Annotated in this window: 12 protein-coding genes; 8 read left to right on the top strand and 4 right to left on the bottom strand. The window is 75.5% G+C overall.

Annotated elements, in window-relative coordinates:
* The first annotated feature begins 87 nt into the window (after positions 1-87).
* Entirely contained in the window at positions 88-999 is a 912-nt protein-coding gene (locus F7P10_RS07625; RefSeq protein ID WP_151008708.1) for a MerR family transcriptional regulator, read from the top strand.
* Here the strand turns inward: F7P10_RS07625 and F7P10_RS07620 are convergent.
* Together F7P10_RS07620 and F7P10_RS07615 are read right to left on the bottom strand one after the other, a co-directional pair.
* A complete protein-coding gene (locus F7P10_RS07620) occupies positions 897-1,769 on the bottom strand; it encodes a DoxX family protein (RefSeq protein ID WP_151008707.1) in 873 nt (290 codons plus the stop codon). The genes F7P10_RS07625 and F7P10_RS07620 overlap by 103 nt on opposite strands.
* 96 nt (positions 1,770-1,865) lie before the next feature.
* Entirely contained in the window at positions 1,866-2,831 is a 966-nt protein-coding gene (locus tag F7P10_RS07615; RefSeq protein ID WP_151008706.1) for a serine hydrolase, read from the bottom strand.
* Positions 2,832-2,914: 83 nt separating this feature from the next.
* Between F7P10_RS07615 and F7P10_RS07610 the strand changes: the two genes are divergently transcribed.
* The 5 genes from F7P10_RS07610 to F7P10_RS07590 all read left to right on the top strand — a co-directional run bounded on the left by F7P10_RS07610 (position 2,915) and on the right by F7P10_RS07590 (position 7,549).
* Positions 2,915-3,541 (top strand): GntR family transcriptional regulator, encoded by a 627-nt coding sequence (locus F7P10_RS07610; RefSeq protein WP_151008705.1) that lies wholly within the window; start codon positions 2,915-2,917, stop codon positions 3,539-3,541.
* Between the two features lie 14 nt (positions 3,542-3,555).
* Positions 3,556-4,047 (top strand): OsmC family protein, encoded by a 492-nt coding sequence (locus tag F7P10_RS07605; protein ID WP_151008704.1) that lies wholly within the window; start codon positions 3,556-3,558, stop codon positions 4,045-4,047.
* Between the two features lie 97 nt (positions 4,048-4,144).
* Positions 4,145-5,134, top strand: coding sequence for a hypothetical protein (locus F7P10_RS07600; protein ID WP_151008703.1), 990 nt, complete (start codon positions 4,145-4,147; stop codon positions 5,132-5,134).
* Positions 5,135-5,138: 4 nt separating this feature from the next.
* Entirely contained in the window at positions 5,139-6,188 is a 1,050-nt protein-coding gene (locus F7P10_RS07595; RefSeq protein WP_151008702.1) for a biotin/lipoate A/B protein ligase family protein, read from the top strand.
* Positions 6,189-6,304: 116 nt separating this feature from the next.
* Positions 6,305-7,549 carry a TerD family protein gene (locus F7P10_RS07590; RefSeq protein ID WP_151008701.1) on the top strand — a complete coding sequence of 415 codons (1,245 nt, stop codon included), beginning with the start codon at positions 6,305-6,307 and terminating at the stop codon, positions 7,547-7,549.
* A gap of 83 nt (positions 7,550-7,632) precedes the next feature.
* Here F7P10_RS07590 and F7P10_RS07585 read toward each other — a convergent pair whose 3' ends face one another.
* Positions 7,633-8,280, bottom strand: a complete 648-nt coding sequence (locus F7P10_RS07585; protein ID WP_151008700.1) for an endonuclease — start codon at positions 8,278-8,280, stop codon at positions 7,633-7,635.
* Positions 8,281-8,400: 120 nt separating this feature from the next.
* Complete coding sequence (locus F7P10_RS07580; protein WP_176611867.1) at positions 8,401-9,159, bottom strand: ribonuclease HII; 759 nt, start codon at positions 9,157-9,159, stop codon at positions 8,401-8,403.
* Positions 9,160-9,448: 289 nt separating this feature from the next.
* On the opposite strand from F7P10_RS07580, the gene F7P10_RS07575 reads away from it, so the two are divergent.
* Together F7P10_RS07575 and F7P10_RS07570 are read left to right on the top strand one after the other, a co-directional pair.
* Positions 9,449-12,112: an AAA family ATPase gene (locus F7P10_RS07575; protein WP_254716469.1), complete on the top strand. Its 2,664-nt coding sequence runs from the start codon at positions 9,449-9,451 to the stop codon at positions 12,110-12,112.
* Between the two features lie 64 nt (positions 12,113-12,176).
* Positions 12,177-13,262: a crosslink repair DNA glycosylase YcaQ family protein gene (locus tag F7P10_RS07570; RefSeq protein WP_151008699.1), complete on the top strand. Its 1,086-nt coding sequence runs from the start codon at positions 12,177-12,179 to the stop codon at positions 13,260-13,262.
* The last annotated feature ends 13 nt before the right edge of the window (positions 13,263-13,275 follow it).

Here is a 13,275-nt window from a genome sequence, read left to right as displayed (position 1 = left end):
CCTCGCTGTTTCGGCACATCGCGTGCGGGGCGGGGCTCCGGCGGCGGGGCTTGAGTTTCCAGCGGCTGGAAGGTGCACAGTCGAGACATGAGCACGAGCGCCGAGCTGTTCACGATCGGGCGGCTGGCCCGGCGGTGCGGGATGTCCACGCGGACGGTCCGGTTCTGGTCCGACGCCGGGCTGATCCCGGTGGCGGGCCGCTCCGCGGGCGGGTACCGCCTCTACGACGCGGCGGCGGTGGCCCGTCTCGACCTCGTCCGGACGCTCCGGGAGCTGGGGCTGGGCCTGGACAAGGTCGAGGCGGTCCTGACGGACGCCGCCACGGTCGCCGAGGTCGCGGCGGCGCACGTCGCCGCGCTCGACGCGGAGATACGCATGCTGCGGACGCGGCGCGCGGTGCTCGGCACGGTCGCGAAACGCGCGACCACGACGGAGGAGACGCTGCTGATGCACAAGCTGGCCCAGATGTCCGCGCGGGAGCGGCAGGAGATCATCGACGAGTTCGTCCGGTACGTGGTGGAGGGGGTCGATCCGGGCTCGCCCGCGATCGGCATCGCGGAGAACATGCGGCGGCTGCCCGCCGAGCTGCCGGACGACCCCACACCGGCGCAGGTGGACGCGTGGATCGAGCTCGGCGAGCTGGTCGCGAGCGAGGACTTCCGGCGGCGCGTCCGCGCCATGGCGGTCGCCGGGCGGCCCGCCGCGGAGCCGGAGCACGCCGCGGACCCGGGCGCGGTCATGGAGCACGCCGGGCGGGCGCTGGCGGACGGGATCGCGCCCGGGTCGCCGGACGGCCGTGCCGTTCTCGACCGGATCACCGGCCCGGACGTCCCGGGCGCCGAGCGGACGCGGATCGCCGACCGGATGGCGGAGTTCACCGACGCCCGAGTGGAGCGCTACTGGCAGCTGCTGGCGATCATCGACGGGCGGGAACCGGCCCCGGCGGCGGTCCCCGCGTTCGAGTGGTTCATCGCGGCGCTGCGCGCCCACGGCGACTGAACCGCTTCAGGAGGGGGCGCCGTCGCCACCGTCCGCGGGGGGCTTGACGGGCTGGGTGTCGGCGGCGCGCCGCCGGTGCGCCGCCTTGCGGCGGCCCGCCACGGGCTTGTCGTCCTCGGTCCCGGCGGGCGGGGCCGGGGGCGCGGCCGGTTCGGGCGCCGCCGGGGCCGGGTCCGCGGGGCGGCCTTCGGCGCGGAGCGGCGGGACGGCGCCTTCTTCGCCGGGGCCTCCCCGGCGGGCTTCGCCGCCGGCTCCGGGCCCCTCAGCTCGGCCTGGCGCAGCGACTCGACGAAGCTCGCCGCGTCGTCCGCGTCGTCGGGGTCGACCGGTTCTTCCGGACGCGCCGTCCGCTTCCGGACGATCCAGGCGTCGAGCGTCAGCCGCCCGCCGGCGCCCGCGGCGAGCAGCAGGGCGGCCATACCGAGGGCGACGACCAGCTCGTAGCCGTTCTGCGCGCGGTCGCCGTCGACCATGAACAGGCCCCGCTCGGCGTGCACGAACAGGAACGCGCCGAGCATGTCGAGGAACAGCAGGGCGCCGGTGACCGGCAGGGCGAGCCCGGCGATCAGCGCGGCCCCGCCGAGCAGTTCGACGAACGCCGCGTACACGGCGGCGGCGGTCGGCAGCGGCACCCCGAGGGCGTCGAAGTTCTCGCCCGTCGCGGTGACGCCGGCCTCGATCTTCTGCCAGCCGTGCGCCATGAAGACGACGCCCACGCCGATCCGCGCGAGGACCGCCGCCACGTCGTACACCAGTGACCGAGAGCGCATGCCGTCGACTCCTTCAGCACGGGGGTGGGCCCGGGTCGTCGGAGAGTATGACGGCACCCGGACGAATCGCGCGAATGCCCCAGGTAGGGGGTGGGGTCAGCGGTGCTCGTGCGGACGGTCGAGCGCGGCCGTCACGGTCCGCGCGGCCCGTTCGACGGTCTCGATCCCGGCGCGCATGGACGGGTGCCGCTCGGACAGCACGGCGATCAGCAGGAGCCGGCCGGCCGCGCGGACGAGGCCGATGCTGTTGATCGTCCAGCGGCCCCCGTGGGCGTCGCGCGGCAGCCAGCCGTTCTTGAGGACCGGTTCGGCGGACGGGTCGGCGGCGGCGCTCACGCCCCAGGCCTGCGCGGGGACCACGCCGGCCATGAGGTCCCGGACGTAGCGGCGGTTCGGCGCCGACAGCGGGCTCGCGGGGGAGACGAGCGCGGTGAGGAGTTCGGCCTGGTCGGCGGCGCTGGTCGTCGTGGATCCCCAGAAGCCGCCGGGTCCGGGGGCGGTGTCGCGCGGCCCGAGGTCCTCGTTCGCGGCCGCCAGCCCCTCGGCGCCGCCGATGGTGCGCCAGAGGGCACTGGCGGCGTCGTTGTCGCTGACCGTGACGGCACGCTCGGCGAGGTCGCGCTCGGCGCGCGTGAGCGGACGTCCGGCGCGCTGGGCGCGCAGGAGCAGTGCCATGACGATGTTCACCTTGACGATGCTGGCCGTCGCCGTGCGCAGCCCGTCCCCGTAGTCGTAGGAGACCTCGCCGGACGCGTCCCGCACCGCGAGCGACACCGAACCGGGACGTTCGTCCAGGTAGGCGTCGAGGGCGCGGGTGAGTTCGGCCCGCTCCGCCGCGCCGGGCACCGGGGACGGCCGGGGCGCGGGGGACGGCGCGGGGGACGGCGCGGCGGCGGGCGCACCGGCGGGCGCGGCGGCGGGCGGCCGGAGGCGCGGCGGGACCGGGGCTCCCGCGGCGAGGACGGCGAGGACGGCCGTGCACGCGATCACGAGCGCGACGATAGGCCACCGCCGCCGCGCCGCCGCCCGTCCACGGCCCGGCGGGACGGTCTCGAAGTGCATGGCGGGGAGTGTGGCCGGGCGGTCGTTTCCCGGTCGTTTCCTCCCTTTGCATGCAATGTATGCTTTGCATGCAAAGGAGGGACATGCAGGCGGAAGCGGTGTACCGGCGGTTGCGCGAACTGATCGTCGCGGGCGCGTACCCGCCCGGCGAGCGGCTGACCGAGGCGTCGGTGAGCGCGGCGCTGGCGGCGGGCCGCACGCCCATCCGGGAGGCGCTGCGCCGGCTGGAGAGCGACGGCCTGGTGCGCGGCGTCGGCCGCGGCGTGGTGGTGCGCGGGTTCGGGACGGACGAACTGGGCCACGCCCACGCGGTCCGTGCGGCGCTCGAGCAGCTCACCGCGCGGCTCGCGGCGGACCGCCGGCGGGAGGGGCGGATCGCGCCGGCCGCCCTCACCGCGCTGGAACGCGACGCCGAACTGCTGGAGCGCGTGACCGCGGACGGCGACCTGGACCGGGCGATCGAGCTCAACCGCCGGTTCCACCGGGGCGTCGCCGAACTCGCCGGGAACCCGGTCGCGCTGGAGACCCTGGACCGGCTGTGGGACCGGATCGTCGTCTCGACGCGCGCGTCGCTCGTCCCGCCGGAACGTCCGGACGCGGTCGCGGAGGAGCACCGGCGGCTGCTGCGGGCGATCGCGGCCGGCGACGCGGCGGCGGCGGGACGTGTCGCGGACGAGCACGCCCGCGCGACCGGCACGGTACTGGAGTGAAGGAGGAGACGGGCATGCCGAACACGCCGAAGCCCCGGAGGGCGCCGAAGAGGCATCGGTACGAGGTGTCGGTCACCTGGACGGGCAACACGGGCACGGGCACCAGTTCGTACCGGGCCTTCGAGCGGGCCCACGAGGTCCGGGCGGCGGGCAAGCCGCCGATCGCGGGCAGCGCCGACCCCGCGTTCCGCGGCGACCCGGCCCGCTGGAACCCGGAGGAGCTGCTCGTGGCGTCCCTGTCGGAGTGCCACATGCTGTGGTTCCTGCACCTGTGCGCGAGCGCGGGCATCGTCGTCACCGCCTACACCGACGAGCCGCTGGGGACCATGGTCGAGACGGCGGACGGCGGCGGCCGGTTCGAGGAGGTCGTGCTGCGCCCCCGCGCCGTCCTGGCCGACCCGGCGCGGGCGGGCGAGACGGCGGCGCTGCACGAGCGCGCCCACGGGCTGTGCTTCATCGCGAACTCGGTGAACTTCCCCGTCCGCCACGAGCCCGTGGACGGCTGACCGGCGCCTCCGACCGGCGGCGCCTCGCCCGTCCGGGGGAGGCGGGCGGTCCGCGCGGGGGAGGCGTCGCGCACCGCCGCCGCGCAGACTCGCGACCATGAACGCCGAATCGACGCCGGGTCCGGTGGACCGGCGGTGGTCGGGCGCGCGGCGGATCGCGGGCCACGGCGCGGCCGCCAGCCTGTCCCTCTACCTGGTGGTGAAGGTCATATGGGTGGTGGCAGGGATCGCCGGAGCGGTGCCCTCGGACGTGGGCGGCGCGGACTGGATCGCGCTGAACGCGGTGACGGTCGTGATGGCCGCCGCGGGCATCACGCTGGGCCTGGTCCTCGCCTCCGACCGGGGGCTGCGCGCACCGGCCGTACCGCTGGTCCTCGGCGCGTGGATCGGCGGCGGGTTCCTCGTCCCGCTGATCCCCTACATGCTGCTGGGCACCTTCCTCGACGGCGGGGGGAGCGCCGGATCGGGCGAGGACGGGGCGACGGCGCCCGCGTGGGAGGGCGCCTTCCTGGCCGTCGGGTTCCTGGGCATGGCCGTGGGGCTGGCCGTGGCGCTCCCCGTCCACCTGCGGGAGCGGTGGCCGGCGGCGTTCGCCGGGCGGCTCGGCGGGCGGCTCGGCGGGCGGGTGGCCGGCGGGCCGCGCGCCGGGGCCGGACGCGCGCGGGCCGCGGCGGTCGCGGCCATGTGCCTGCTGCTCGCCGCCGCCTGGGCCTACTGGGCGGCCGGCGGGACGCTCGGCCTCGCCGCCGGGCGCGACCGGCCGGACGCGGGCGCACGGCTCCTCCTCGGCAACTCGGCGCTGTGGGCGCTCATCGCCGCGTGGGCCGTCACGGCGCGGCGGCCCGGCACGCCGGTCTGGCTGCCGATGGTCCTCGGCTTCACCGCGTCGGGATCGCTGTTCGCGTGGAACGCGTGGAAACTCCCGTTCGTCTTCCTGCGTCCCGGCGACTACGCGCCCCTGGAGCGCCCGGCCGTGGCGGTCGTGGAGCACGGGCTCGGCATCGCCGCCGGTGCGCTGCTGCTGGCCGCGGTCGTGCGGGCCGCGGGGACGGCGGAATCGGGGGCGTCACGGCGGGGTTCACCTTGATGTGATGCACGGTGAGTACAAGGTTCCCGGCGGCAAGCTGGTGGTCGCCGACGTCGACGTGGTGGACGGGCTGCTGCGGGGCCCGCGGATCAGCGGGGACTTCTTCCTCGAGCCCGACGCGGCCCTCGACGCGATCAACGGGGCGCTCGACGGGCTCCCGGCGGGGCTGGACGCGCACGAGATCGGCGCGCGGGTGCAGGCGGCGCTGCCGGCCGGGACGGTGCTGCTCGGGCTGACCGCGGAGGCCGTGGGCATCGCGGTGCGGCGGGCGCTGGCGGGCGCGTCGGACTGGCGCGACCACGAGTGGCGGCTGATCCATGAGGGGCCGCAGGAACCGCTCGTCCACATGGCGCTCGACCAGGTGCTGGCCGAGGAGGTCGGCGCGGGCCGGCGGCCGCCGACGCTGCGGGTGTGGGAGTGGGCGTCCCCCGCGGTGATCATCGGGAGCTTCCAGTCGCTGCGTAACGAGGTGGACGCGGCGGAGGCCGAACGGGCCGGTGTCGAGGTGGTGCGCCGGATCAGCGGCGGCGGGGCGATGTTCGTCGAGCCGGGCAACACGATCACCTACTCGCTGTACGCGCCGGAGACGCTGGTCGCGGGCATGTCGTTCGCGGAGAGCTACGCGTTCCTGGACGACTGGGTGCTGGGCGCGCTCGCCGAGCTGGGCGTCCGGGCGTGGTACCGGCCGCTGAACGACATCGCGTCCGACCAGGGGAAGATCGCGGGCGCGGCGCAGAAGCGGCTGGCCGCCGGAGCGGTGCTGCACCACGTCACGATGGCCTACGACATCGACGCCGCCAAGATGACACGGGTGCTGCGGATCGGCCGGGAGAAGATCTCCGACAAGGGCGTCGCGAGCGCGAACAAGCGCGTCGACCCGCTGCGGCGGCAGACCGGCCTGCCGCGCGCGGAGATCATCGACCGGATGATCGGGCACTTCCGCGGCCGCCACGGTCTCGTCGAGGACCGGCCGACCGAGGACGAGCTGCGGCTGGCCGGCAAGTACGTCACCGACAAGTTCGCCACGCCCGAATGGACCGCGCGGGTGCCCTGACCGGCGCGGCGCCGGCGGAACTCCCGCCCGCCGCCGCACGTCAAGGAGTCGGGGCAGGTCGCGGGGGTGGTGCGACCGGCCCTAGGGTTCTGGGCAGCGGCGGAGGAGGACGTTTCATGTCGATGCAGAAGGGCGCCAACACCCCGGTCACGGTGTCGTCGGTGCGGGTCGAGCTCGGATGGCGGAGCGGGGTGGGGGCGCCCGACGCGGACGCGTCGGCGCTCCTGCTGGCGGGCACGGGCCGGGTGAGGTCCGATGACGACTTCGTCTTCTACAACCAGCCGGTGCACGGGTCCGGCGCGGTGAAGCACGACGGCAAGCAGCGCGGCCCGACGGTCCTGGACGTCCTGTCGGTCGACCTGGACCGGGTCGAGCCGGCCGTCGAGCGGATCGTCGTCGCGGCGTCCGCGGACGGCGGGACGTTCGGGGAGATCGAGGGGCTCTACGTCCGGCTGGTGGACGCCGCGGGCGGCGCGGAGGTCGCGCGGTTCGACAGCACCGGCGCCACCACCGAGACGGCGTTCGTGCTCGGCGAGCTGTACCGGCGCCAGGGCGCGTGGAAGTTCCGCGCGGTCGGCCAGGGCTACGACACGGGCCTGGCGGGGCTGGCCACCGACTTCGGCATCTCGGTCGACGACCCGGGCCCCGCGCCCGCCCCCGAACCGGCCCCGGCCCCGGCTCCCGCCCCGGCCCCCGCCGCGCCCGCGGCTCCGGAGCCGCAGGCGCAGGGCGGCAAGATCAACCTGACCAAGAGCGCCCCCTCGGTGTCGCTGACCAAGCACGGCGCGACGTCCGGGCACATGCGCGTGAACCTGAACTGGACGGCGCGCGAGGGCGTCGCCACGGGGCTGTTCGGCAAGCGCCGCCGCGGCGTGGACCTCGACCTCGACCTGTGCTGCCTGTGGGAGTTGCAGGACGGGCGCAAGGGCATCATCCACGCGCTCGGCGACATGGGCGCCCTCGACCGGCCGCCGTTCATCAAGCTCGACAAGGACGACCGGACGGGCGCGATCGAGGCGGGCGAGAACCTGCACATCAATCTGGACCGGACGGCCGACTTCAAGCGCATCCTGGTGTTCGCCGAGATCTACGACGGCGCCGACGACTTCCGCGGCCTGGACGCCATCGCGACGCTGCACCCGGTCGGGTCCGCGCCGATCGAGATGCGGATGGACGACTGCGTGGACCGTTCCCGGGACGCGGTGCTCGCGCTCATCGAGAACGTGGGCGGCGAACTGGTCGTCCACCGCGAGGGCCGGTTCGTCCCGCCGCCGCCCGGCCGTCCGCGCTGGGGGAAGATGTCGGTCGACCAGGCGTACGGCTGGAACCTGGAATGGGTCGCCTCCCGGGGCAAGGGCTGAGGCGGGTCATGCTTTGATCGAGACCCGGGCGGCGGCGGCCGCGCCGGGCGGCGCGAACCGACAGCCGTGGCGGTCCGCGGTCGTCACCGTCCGGCCGCGGCCGTCTCCGTGATCGACTCGGCGAGCCGCTTGTCGCGGCCGACCCGGACGAGCGCGGAGGTCAGCCGGGCGAGGTCCTTGCCCGCCACCCGGCCGGCCAGGTCGTCCGGGTCGGTGGGCAGGCCGATCCGCTCGGCGCCCTTCAGCACCTGGTCGTCGATGTAGGGGCGCAGCCACGGCCACACGGCCTGGGCCTCGCGGCAGAAGATGTCCACGCCGGTGGGGCCGATGCCGGGGAACTCGCGCAGCAGGTCGGCCGCCCGGCCCCGGTCGCGTTCCGCGTGGATGGCGAGCTTGCGCAGGTCGCCCCGGTACTTGTCCTGGACGAGCGCTGCCGTGTCGCCCAGCCGGGTCGCGGTGCTCTCGTCGTAGCGGACGTAGTGGCCCCGGCCCAGCGCGTCCACGCGCTCCTGCCACGTCAGCTTGGCCATGCCCCGCGGGGTTCCGCCCCCGGCCGCGAACAGCTCGCGGGCCGCGGACAGCGCGATGCCCGCCGAGATCCGGGCGCTGAGCAGGTTGGCGAGGACGAGCAGCTTGAACAGCGCGGAGGGCGTGTCCTTGAGTTCGAACCCGGCCTCGTCGGAGAACGTCTCCCCGGACTCGCGCAGCAGTCTCTTCACGACGGCGTCCATGGATCCACCTCCCGTGCCGGTGGCCCTACCCGGGTTCGCGGCGATGACGCATGCCGCACGGGACGGCGACGGGACCGCGACCGGACACGGCCGGGCGACCGGACGGGCGGGTGGCCGGGGTCAGAGGAGGCTGAGCTGCCCTTCCCCGGCCAGCGGGTCCCGGTGCCTCTTCAGGTGCCGCCAGCGCGGCAGATCGTCCAGGTACGACCACGAGAGCCGGTGATGCGGAGTGGGCCCGGACTCCTCCAGCGTCCGCTGGTGGGCGGGCGACGGGTATCCGGCGCTGTCGGCGAACGCGTAGCCGGGGAACGCGCCGTCCAGGTCGGCCATGAGCCGGTCGCGGTGGACCTTCGCCAGTACGGACGCCGCCGCGACCGTCACCGACCGCTGGTCGGCCTTGACCTCGCAGCGGACCCGCCACGGGGGCCGCAGGAAGTCCTGGCCGCCGTCCAGGATCACCACGTCGGGCGGGACGGGCAGCGCCTCCAGCGCACGGACGGCGGCGCGCCGCAGGGCCCCGGTCATGCCGATCTCGTCGATCTCCCCGGGGGCGGCGGCACCGATCGCGTGCCCGGTGAGCCAGCCCGGCAGGACCTCGGCGAACGCCTCGCGGTGGGCGCGGGTGAGCAGCTTGGAGTCGGTCAGCGCGACCGTGCGGTCCCCGCGGCCCCGCAGCACGGGCGGGTCGCTCAGGTCCGTCATCGCCGCGCACACGACGACCGGCCCGGCCCACGCGCCGCGCCCGACCTCGTCCACGCCCGCGATCCGGACGGGACGGCCGTCGCCGCCGAGGGCCGCGCGCAATTCGTGCTCGATCTCGTACCCGGCGGCGCGCGGGCGGCCCGCGGGCGCGGTGGCCGCGGCGCCGGAGTCGTCCAGGCCCGGCAGGGCACCGGTCGGGTCGGTCACGGGAGTCCCCCTGGATCGATCGTGCGCGGTGACGGCGGCCGGGCGCCGGAGCGGAGTCGGGGCGGCCCGGCGTCCAGATCTTAGGGGCCGGACCGGCCCGTCCGGGTACGGGCGCGTCGGGAGAGACGAATGTCCTGGTCCGGTCGGCCGGGCACGCTCCATTCGGTTGCCGGAAGGTGATGCAAGTGTCTTTGTAAGAGACGACGAACCGTGCCAGGGGAGTCCCGTTCCGCGCGACACTGCGCTTTACTCGCTTTTGATGGATTCGTTCGGCAGATCCCGCTCCCGCCCGGCGACCGGCGTCGCGGCACGGGATCTCTTCGAGCGCCTGCGCTGGCGCTACTTCCAGGTCCCGCCCGGGCTCCGCTTCCTGGGCGGGCTGCTTCTCGTCGGTCTCGTGCTGTCGGCCATGGTGGTGCTGGACGGGCCGGTGCTGGGCACGGCCGCGTTCGCCGTGATCCTGCTCGTCGTGGTGCACCTGACGTTGCGTTCGCCCACCGGGATGGCGGTCGTCGCGGTGGTCGCGTCCTGGCTCGCGCTGTCGATTCCGCTGGGCGGTCTGTACCCGGACGATGGCCGCCCGCCCTACCTGGCGTCCGAGCTGCTGCTGGCGGTGCTGGCGCTCCCGGTCGCGGTGGCCGGGTTCCGGCTGCGCGGGTACGCGCCGTGGCGGACGGCCGCGCTCGCGCTGGGCGCCGCGGGGGTGATCACGGCGGCCGTGGCGCAGCCGCTGCCGGAGGCGAGCGTCGCTCCCGGATGGGCCGCGGCGCTGGCCGTCCTGGCGTACCGCTGGGACCAGGCCCGCCGCAGCGCGCCCGCCGAGGAGTACGAGACCGGTTGGGTGCAGGAGCAGGCGGGCACGAAACCCCCGAAGGGCGACGCCGGGAAGGGCGGACCGAGACCCGGCCGACCCGGCCGACCCGACCGTCCGGATCGTCCGGACCGCCCCGAGCGGCCTGAGCGGCCCGACGGCTCCGACCGGCCCGATCGGGGCGGCGGCGGGGGTGGCGGGCGCGACGGTGACGACGGTGACGGCGGGGACGGCGGGGACGGTCCGGCGCAGCCCGCCGGGGTGCCCGCGGCGACCCGGGCGGCCTACGAGCAGCGGGCCGCGGCCCGCGCCGCCGACCCCGCGAAGCCCTCCGAACCGGACGATGCGTCCGGGCGGCGCACCGACGACGGGCGTCCGGACATCTCGGTCGAGGAGGCCCTCGCCGAACTCGAGGGCATGGTGGGGCTGGAGCCGGTCAAGCGGCAGGTCCGCTCGATCGCCGCGTCGATCGAGGCCGCGCACCTGCGCGCCGCCGCCGGGGTGCCCACCGAGAAGCCGATGCGGCACTTCGTGTTCGTCGGCCCGCCCGGCACCGGCAAGACCACCGTCGCCCGCGTCCTCGCCAAGATCTTCTACGCGTTCGGGCTGCTGCCGGAGGCGACGGTCGTGGAGACGCACCGCGCCGACCTGGTGGGGGAGTACCTCGGCGCCACCGCGATCAAGACCAACCGGCTGATCGACTCCGCGCTCGGCGGGCTGCTGTTCATCGACGAGGCGTACGCGCTGGTCAACTCGGGGGAGGGGCAGCCCGACCGGTTCGGTGACGAGGCCGTGCAGACGCTGCTCAAGCGCGCCGAGGACGACCGCGACAACCTCGTGATCATCCTCGCGGGCTACGACGCGCAGATGGCCGAGTTCCTCGACTCCAATCCGGGGCTCGCGTCCCGGTTCGGCACGCGCGTCCGGTTCCCGTCGTACCGGCCGGACGAGCTGCTGCGGATCGCCGAGCGGCACGTGTCCAGGCGCGAGGACCGGCTGGACGACGAGGCCCGCCGCAGGCTGGCCGCGCGGTTCGAGGAGGTCGAGCGGCGCGGCATCGTCGACGAGCTCGGCAACGGCCGGTTCGTCCGGTCGCTGATGGAGGCGGCGGCGCGCGCGCGGGACGTGCGCGTGGTCGACGCGGCGTCGTCCGGGAAGGGCGAGGGGCCGAGCGCGGACGATCTGACGACCCTGCGCGCGGCGGACGTGGAGGCCGCGTTCGCCGAGGTCACCGAGCGGTTCCGCGGCTACGCCGAGACGCCCACGCTGGAGGAGGCGCTCGGCTCGCTGGACGCGATGATCGGGCTGGGGCCGGTGAAGCGGCAGGTCCGGGAGATCGCCGCGCAGCTGCAGGTCGCCCGGATGCGGCAGGAGCAGGGGCTGGTCACCCGGCCGCCGACCCGGCATTTCGTGTTCACCGGGCCGCCGGGCACGGGCAAGACGACGGTGGCGCGCGTGCTCGGTCGCATCTTCGCGGCGTTCGGGCTGCTGGTCCGTCCCGAGGTGGTGGAGGCGCAGCGCGCGGACCTGGTGGGCGAGCATCTCGGCGCGACTGCCCTCAAGACGAACAAGGTCGTGGACGCGGCGCTCGGAGGCGTCCTGTTCGTGGACGAGGCGTACGCGCTGAGCAATCCGGGCTATTCGGGCGGCGACGCGTTCGGTCAGGAGGCGGTGCAGGTGCTGCTCAAGCGCGCCGAGGACGACCGCGACCGGCTCGTCGTCGTCCTCGCGGGCTACGAGGGCGACATGGACCGGTTCCTGGCGTCCAATCCGGGCCTGGCGTCCCGGTTCGACGTCCGTGTGGACTTCCCGTCCTACGGTCCCGACGAGCTGCTGCGCATCGCGCAGCTGATCGCCGAGCAGGGCGGCGACCAGTGGGAGGACCGCGCCCTGGACGATCTGGCGCTCGTCTTCCAGCGGGCCTGCGGCACCGGCCGCATCGACGAACTCGGCAACGGCCGCTTCGCCCGCTCTCTCTACGAGAAGGCGTGCGCGTGCCGGGCGCTGCGCGCCGCCGAGCTGGGCCCGGCGGCGACGGCCGCCGACCTGACCGTCCTCACCGCCGAGGACGTCCGCGACGCGTTCGCCGAGCTGTCGCACCGGCTCGCCTGAGCGGTGCGGGGCACCGGCCGGGTATCGCCCGGGTTCTGTCGGTGGCGTGCGGTCTAATCGGGGGATGACCTCGGTGACGTGGCCGCGGGTGCTGGCCTGGCGGATGCGGCGGCAGTTCCTCGACCGGCCGGACGCGGCGTCGGCGGTGGACGTCGCGCGGCGCCTCGGCGGGGTGCAGGCGCAGGTCGCGTCCGCCGCCGAGCTCGCGGTGGCGGTCCGGCGCGCGTCCCCGGAGGCGGGCGAGGCCGCACGGGCCCTGCGGGACGAACGCGCGCTCGTCAAGACGTGGGCGATGCGGGGCACGCTGCACCTCCTGCCCGCCGACGCGGCCGCCGCGTACCTCGCGCTGTGCGGGACCGCCCGGCACTGGGAGAAGCCGAGCTGGCAGAAGGCGTTCGGCGCCACGCCCGCCGACCTGGAGGCGATCGCCGCGGCCGCGGCCCGGGCGCTCGCGGACGGCGCCGTGCTGACGCGCGAGGAGCTCACCCGGGCCGTCGTCGAGGAGACCGGTTCCGCGCACCTCGCGGAGGTGCTCGGGTCCGGCTGGGGCACGCTCCTCAAACCGCTCGCGTGGTGGGGAGTGCTGTGCCACGGCCCGGCCCGGGGCAACCGCGTCACGTTCGTGTCCCCGCAGGCACGGCTGCCCGGCTGGACGGGCCTGCCTCCGGCGGACGAGGCCGCGCGCACGGTCGTCCGCGCGTATCTCGGGGCGCACGGCCCGGCCACGCCCGACATGTTCGACAACTGGCTGATGCGCAAGGCGAACCGGAAGAAGGACGTGCGGAGCTGGTTCGCCGCGCTCGACGGCGAGCTGTGCACCGTCGAGGTGGACGGCGAGCCGATGTACCTCCTGGCCGAACACCGCGACGAGCTGCTCGACACCGGACCGGCGGCGCCCGTCCGGCTGCTGGGGGCGTTCGACCAGTACGTCCTGGGCGCCGGGACGGGCGCGACCTACCTGATCCCGGCCGAGCGGCGCGGCGAGGTGAGCCGCACCGCGGGCTGGATCTCCCCGGTCGTCCTGCACGAGGGGCGCGTCGCGGGCGTCTGGCGGTTCGAGGACGGCGACGCGACCGTCACGACCTGGGAGCATGTTCCCCCCGCTCCCCTCGGCGCCGAACTCGCGCGGGTCCGGGCCCTTGCGGCCTGACCGCCGTCGGGCG

It is taken from the genome of Actinomadura sp. WMMB 499, assembly GCF_008824145.1.
Taxonomy (GTDB): domain Bacteria; phylum Actinomycetota; class Actinomycetes; order Streptosporangiales; family Streptosporangiaceae; genus Spirillospora.
Note: the sequence above shows the minus strand (reverse complement) of the source record. Positions and strands in the feature narration are given on the sequence as shown.

Bases quoted from the DNA above. Each gene is read 5' to 3' on its own strand.
- F7P10_RS07625 (WP_151008708.1), top strand. From the start codon at position 88: ATGAGCACGAGCGCCGAGCTGTTCACGATCGGGCGGCTGGCCCGGCGG.
- F7P10_RS07620 (WP_151008707.1), bottom strand. From the start codon at position 1,769: ATGCGCTCTCGGTCACTGGTGTACGACGTGGCGGCGGTCCTCGCGCGG.
- F7P10_RS07615 (WP_151008706.1), bottom strand. From the start codon at position 2,831: ATGCACTTCGAGACCGTCCCGCCGGGCCGTGGACGGGCGGCGGCGCGG.
- F7P10_RS07610 (WP_151008705.1), top strand. From the start codon at position 2,915: ATGCAGGCGGAAGCGGTGTACCGGCGGTTGCGCGAACTGATCGTCGCG.
- F7P10_RS07605 (WP_151008704.1), top strand. From the start codon at position 3,556: ATGCCGAACACGCCGAAGCCCCGGAGGGCGCCGAAGAGGCATCGGTAC.
- F7P10_RS07600 (WP_151008703.1), top strand. From the start codon at position 4,145: ATGAACGCCGAATCGACGCCGGGTCCGGTGGACCGGCGGTGGTCGGGC.
- F7P10_RS07595 (WP_151008702.1), top strand. From the start codon at position 5,139: ATGCACGGTGAGTACAAGGTTCCCGGCGGCAAGCTGGTGGTCGCCGAC.
- F7P10_RS07590 (WP_151008701.1), top strand. From the start codon at position 6,305: ATGTCGATGCAGAAGGGCGCCAACACCCCGGTCACGGTGTCGTCGGTG.
- F7P10_RS07585 (WP_151008700.1), bottom strand. From the start codon at position 8,280: ATGGACGCCGTCGTGAAGAGACTGCTGCGCGAGTCCGGGGAGACGTTC.
- F7P10_RS07575 (WP_254716469.1), top strand. From the start codon at position 9,449: ATGGATTCGTTCGGCAGATCCCGCTCCCGCCCGGCGACCGGCGTCGCG.
- F7P10_RS07570 (WP_151008699.1), top strand. From the start codon at position 12,177: ATGACCTCGGTGACGTGGCCGCGGGTGCTGGCCTGGCGGATGCGGCGG.